5 protein-coding genes and 1 pseudogene are annotated in these 4,054 nt (G+C 69.1%); 5 read left to right on the top strand and 1 reads right to left on the bottom strand.

The window, feature by feature from the left end; genetic code table 11:
• Positions 1-268: 268 nt before the first annotated feature.
• A pseudogene (locus tag DEH69_RS05420) lies at positions 269-376 on the top strand (multicopper oxidase domain-containing protein); the annotation flags it as partial.
• Positions 377-436: 60 nt separating this feature from the next.
• Here DEH69_RS05420 and DEH69_RS05415 read toward each other — a convergent pair.
• Complete coding sequence (locus DEH69_RS05415) at positions 437-844, bottom strand: hypothetical protein (RefSeq protein ID WP_258534454.1); 408 nt, start codon at positions 842-844, stop codon at positions 437-439.
• Between the two features lie 120 nt (positions 845-964).
• On the opposite strand from DEH69_RS05415, the gene DEH69_RS05410 reads away from it, so the two are divergent.
• From DEH69_RS05410 to DEH69_RS05395, 4 genes are all read left to right on the top strand, one after another.
• Positions 965-1,483 (top strand): ester cyclase, encoded by a 519-nt coding sequence (locus DEH69_RS05410; RefSeq protein WP_113685733.1) that lies wholly within the window; start codon positions 965-967, stop codon positions 1,481-1,483.
• A 74-nt stretch (positions 1,484-1,557) separates the two neighbouring features.
• Positions 1,558-2,073, top strand: a complete 516-nt coding sequence (locus DEH69_RS05405) for a cupin domain-containing protein (RefSeq protein WP_113685732.1) — start codon at positions 1,558-1,560, stop codon at positions 2,071-2,073.
• 170 nt (positions 2,074-2,243) lie between these two features.
• Positions 2,244-3,290 (top strand): medium chain dehydrogenase/reductase family protein, encoded by a 1,047-nt coding sequence (locus tag DEH69_RS05400; protein WP_113685731.1) that lies wholly within the window; start codon positions 2,244-2,246, stop codon positions 3,288-3,290.
• An 88-nt stretch (positions 3,291-3,378) separates the two neighbouring features.
• Positions 3,379-3,993, top strand: a complete 615-nt coding sequence (locus DEH69_RS05395; RefSeq protein ID WP_113685730.1) for an ABC transporter permease — start codon at positions 3,379-3,381, stop codon at positions 3,991-3,993.
• Positions 3,994-4,054 lie beyond the last annotated feature (61 nt).

Here is a 4,054-nt window from a genome sequence, read left to right as displayed (position 1 = left end):
TTGCAGCCAACAGGACCCTCAGCAAGTCCTATCGTTGCAGGTCAAGAGCACTTTCCGTCTTCGTGATCAACCTCTGGACAGCCCACCTCGTGAAAGCACGAGGCTAACAAGTGTTGGGCCTGGGTGCAGGCCTCCGAGCTCCTTGCAGTGGATGAGTTGACGCCGACTCTGACTTATACCGCAATATGCTTCAAAAGGGTTTTACAGAAGGCTCTCATATGGCATCTCCCGGGAATACGTGGGGTGTTGAGGGCCGGGCCGGAGCGGCCACACCGACCCGAACACGCCGTACATGTACCACTGCCATCTGTTGCAGCACGAGGACGACGGGATGATGGGCCAGTTCGCCGTCCTGGGTGAGGGCGAGAAGATCGGCGTCGCGCCGCGGGCACACCACCACACCTGGCGGTGGCGCCCCGCCGGGTGGTGTAGCCAATCACGTACGCGGAACGCGCAGGTCATCGCCCGCATCGACGCGGCTCGGGGTCACCATTGGCACCCCGCGGCCGGCCGACGCGCGGCCTACCGGAACGCGTCGAGCAAGGTCGCCTACACCACGACGAGGGACGGCGCGCAGATGGGCTTCGAGCGCGGCGAACTCACGTCGTACTACGGCCAGCATGATGGCCGGCTGGTCGGGAAGTGCGCGTAGATCGAGGGGGGCGATACCGATCCTGCGGGCGACCGAGCGCAGGGTGATCGCCCGCTCGTCGCCGGTCTCGTCCAGCAGCGCGGCGGCGGCGTCCACGATGTGCTCCCGCAGTCGGCCGCCTTCGCCGCGCCTGTTGCGCGCGCGGGCCGCGCGTTTCGGTGCGCCCGGAGTCGTCACGTCTGTCTCTTTCATTCCCGTAAACTTACGAACAAAAGTTTATGGACGTAACCTCTTGCTCGCACTCCTTTTACATGCATAGCCTTACAGTCGTAAGCATGAGGGTCGAGGCGCTGCGGATCGCGCACGGAAAGGGTGTCGACCTGTCGCCGCCCCCATCCGACCCCGCCCTCAGCCTCGACGCTGCTCCGAAGTCACTTACGGAAGGAACCCGTCCATGTCCGCCACCGCCCACCCTCCGGACCCACGGCTCTGCTCGACGCCTGGCTCAGGCTCTGGAACGGCGGCCTCTCCCTCACCCCCGAGATCGTTTCGGACGACTTCCGCCTCCATAGCGTCATGATCGACGGCAGCGACAGCAGCTCCGTGCACGGCGCCGACGGCCTCACGGCCTACATCCGCGCCGGCCGCGCCGCCTTCCCGGACCTGAAGTTCGTCATCGGGGTCCCGCCCCTGTTCGACGGTGCCTACTTGTCCGTGCGCTGGACGGCCACCGGCACGTACGGCGGCGGATTCCCCGGCGCCGAGGCCGCGCCCGGGATCGTGGTCACCTTCACCGGAACCGACACGCTCCTCATGCGGGACGGCCGGTTCAGCGAGTACTGGCTCAACGCCGACTCCCTCCACATGCTCCGGCAGCTCAAGGCGCTCTGAGTGCCGGCGAGGCACCGACTGCGACTCCCCACCCCACGCGCGGCCACTTCGCCGCCCGCACCCCAGGACAACCAATGACCCACTTCCCCTCGCTTTCCACCAACCCGGCGCATCCCGACCGGCAGTACGCGCTCGGCCAGGAACTGCGCATTTCCATCCTCACCTCGGCGGAGGAGACCGACGGCCACTACGACGTGTCGGACTCCTTCATGCCCGCCGGCGCCGCCACACCACTGCACGCCCACACCCGGTACGAGGAGCGGCTCTGGGTCTCCTCCGGCTCGCTGACCGTGTGGGCGGGCGCCGACAAGGTGACCCTGCGCTCGGGCGACTTCTACACCATCCCCCTGCATGTGCCGCACGCGATCGCGGCGGGCGCGGACGGCGCCCGCGCCCTCAACATCTCCTCGCCCGCCGGCTTCGCCGAGCTCATCGCCCGCACCGCCACCCCGCTCCACCTGGCGACCAACGAGACCGCGCTCGACGTGGAACTGTTCAACGCGGTCGGCACCGAGATAGGCGACATCATCCTCGGCCCGCCCGGAGCCACCCCCGCCGACCTCCCCCCGGAGCACCCGGCACACCTCTGAGCAGCGAGCCCCGACGAGAGGGCGTGACCGGTTCGCCCCGGTTACGCCCTCTTTGCCTTTGCGGTTAGATTACGCCCGTAAGTTTATCGCCGTCGCCTCTTGCTCCGGTTGACCTAACAGGCATAGCCTTACGGCCGTAAACACACGGTAGGAATCCAAGGGAGTACGCCATGAGCAGCACCATCACCGCCACCGCGATAGAGATCGTCCTGCCCGGCAAGGTCGAGCCGGAAGGGCTGGAACTGCGGACCCGTGAGTTGCCCGCCCCGGGCAAGGGCCAGGTGGTCCTGCGGATGGAGGCGACCGGCGTCAGCTTCGCCGAGCAGCAGATGCGCCGCGGCAAGTACTACGACCAGCCGCCGTTCCCCTTCGTGCCCGGTTACGACGTGGTCGGGACCGTCACCGCGGTCGGACCGGAGGCCGATGCCGCGCTCCTCGGGCGCCGGTTCGCCGCGGTCACCAAGATCGGCGCCTGGGCCAGCCACCTGTTGGTCAACGCCGCCGACCTGATGCCCGTACCGGACGAGGTCGACGCTGCCGCCGCCGAGACGGTGATCGTCAACGGCGTCACCGCCTGGCAGATGCTGTACCGCACCGCCAAGGTCGGCGCCGGCCAGACGATCCTGGTGCTGGGCGCCAACGGCGGCGTCGGTTCCACCCTTGTCCAACTGGCCCGCCACGCCGGCATCACCGTGATCGGCACCGCCTCGTCCCGCCACCACGACACCCTGCGCGAGCTCGGCGCCACCCCGGTCGACTACCGGGATCCGCTCATGTACGCCCGCATCCGCGAGCTGGCCCCCGACGGCGTGGACGCGGTCTTCGACCACGTCGGCGGCCCAGGCATCGAGGACTCCTGGCGGCTCCTGCGGCGCGGCGGCACCCTGGTCTCCTACGGCACCGCAGCCAGCAAGGACGAGGAGGGGAGTTCGCAGCTCCCCGTCCTCAAGCTGTTCGCCCGCCTCAACGCCTGGAACGCCCTGCCCAACGGCAGGAGCGCCCACTTCTACAACCTCTGGGCCGGCAAGCGCCGCTGCCGGGCCTCCTGGCAGCGGCGTATGACCGAGGACCTCGCCCAGGTCCTGCGCCTGGTCGCCGACGGCTCCCTCGTCCCGCAGATCGCCGCACGGTTCGCCCTGTCCGACACCGTCGCCGCCATGGAACTCGCCGAGTCCCGCACCGTCGCCGGCAAGGTCGTCATCGTCCCCGAGGTATGACACCGGCGTCGCCGCCCCTTCTCCTTCTTCCGCTGCAGCCCGCCCTCATCCGGCTCCGCCGCGTACGCCCCACCAGGAGGTATTCACCATGTCCGTTACCGCCACCGCCACGCCGGCCGTCGTCAGCCCACGCGCGACCCGCACCCCCGGCGAGGTCGACAACCGTTCGACGTACATCAGCTTCGGGCTCGCCTACGTGCTGGGACACGGTTCGGCCGCCCTCTCGAAGGGCGACGCGCCTGTGCTCGACCTGCCCGGCTGGCTGCCCATAGCCCTCCTGGGGGCAGGTCTCGCCATAGGCACCGTGCTGGCCACCCGCGCCGCGCTGCGCGCTCAGAGCACCGCCACCGATCCGGACGAGATCCTCTCTGGCAAGCTCCTCGGCGCGGCCTGGATCACCGCCTTCGCCGCCCTTTTCCTCACCATCACGGGCCTCGCCGCCGCCGTCGACCACCCCGACCTGCAGAACCTGCTCTGGCCGACCGGATCGGGCTTCGTCGTCGGACTGCTCTATGTCGCCGAAGGCGCCGCACGCCGCAACCCTCTCCACTACACCCTCGGCACCTGGCTCGCCCTGACCTCCACCGGGGCGCTCCTCCTCGGCGACCCCGGCTTCTACTGGGTCCTCACTCTCGCCGGCGGCGGTGCCTACGCCCTCGCCGCCCTCCTCGAACGCCGCCGCCTCGCTTCCCACTCGCGCTGAGCCTGTGCCCCGTTACCTTTTTCGTGGCCCTGAAACGGGGCTCCTGGCCTCCGGGCCCGGC

The organism is Streptomyces sp. PT12 (genome assembly GCF_003311645.1).
Classification (GTDB): domain Bacteria; phylum Actinomycetota; class Actinomycetes; order Streptomycetales; family Streptomycetaceae; genus Streptomyces.
This window is presented reverse-complemented; position numbering and strand designations above follow the sequence as displayed.

Excerpts from the sequence above, each read along its gene's own strand:
- DEH69_RS05415 (WP_258534454.1), bottom strand. The coding sequence starts at position 844 with ATGAAAGAGACAGACGTGACGACTCCGGGCGCACCGAAACGCGCGGCC.
- DEH69_RS05405 (WP_113685732.1), top strand. The coding sequence starts at position 1,558 with ATGACCCACTTCCCCTCGCTTTCCACCAACCCGGCGCATCCCGACCGG.
- DEH69_RS05400 (WP_113685731.1), top strand. The coding sequence starts at position 2,244 with ATGAGCAGCACCATCACCGCCACCGCGATAGAGATCGTCCTGCCCGGC.
- DEH69_RS05395 (WP_113685730.1), top strand. The coding sequence starts at position 3,379 with ATGTCCGTTACCGCCACCGCCACGCCGGCCGTCGTCAGCCCACGCGCG.